The 585-nt window shown below is 71.5% G+C and carries 1 protein-coding gene; it reads right to left on the bottom strand.

Going from position 1 to position 585, the window contains the following annotated elements; genetic code table 11:
* Window positions 1-129 precede the first annotated feature (129 nt).
* Window positions 130-540, bottom strand: coding sequence for a VOC family protein (locus RCG67_RS17130; protein ID WP_368828006.1), 411 nt, complete (start codon window positions 538-540; stop codon window positions 130-132).
* Window positions 541-585: the final 45 nt, after the last annotated feature.

Genomic DNA, 585 nt, shown 5'->3' with positions numbered 1-585 from the left:
GGCCTGGGTGGCGGCTCGGGCCACATCGTGGCCCAGACGCTCATCGCCTCCCGCCAGCGGCGCTCCCTGTTCTGACCCAGCCGCAACAACGACACCCGCTCCGGACGCTCCACGGGTCGGGGGCCGCTGCTACTCCGCGGGGGCCGGCTCCGGGATGCTCATGGCGGCGATTTGGATCAGGTTGCCGCAGGTGTCGTCGAGCACCGCGGTGGTCACCGGTCCCATCTGCGCCGGCTCCTGCACGAAGCGCACGCCCAGTGCGGTGAGCCGCTCGTACTCGGCCTGCACGTCGGGGACGGCGAAGCTGTTGAACGGGATGCCGTCGGCCACCAGGGCCTCCTTGAACGGGGGGACGGCCGGGTGCGCGGAGGGCTCCAGCAGCAGCTCCACCCCGTCCGGGGCCTCGGGCGGGACGACGGTCAGCCAGCGGAAGGGCCCGGCCGGCACGTCGGTCTTGACCTGGAAGCCGAGCTTGGTCGTGTAGAACTCCAGGGCCTTCTCCTGGTCGTCCACGAAGACGCTGGCGGTGGTGATGATCATGGGATGTCCTTCGGTGGGGGCGGCAGGGCGTCCAGCCACTGCCGC

The organism is Kocuria cellulosilytica, from assembly GCF_040981245.1.
In the GTDB taxonomy this organism is placed as follows: Bacteria; Actinomycetota; Actinomycetes; order Actinomycetales; family Micrococcaceae; genus Kocuria; species Kocuria cellulosilytica.
This window is presented reverse-complemented; position numbering and strand designations above follow the sequence as displayed.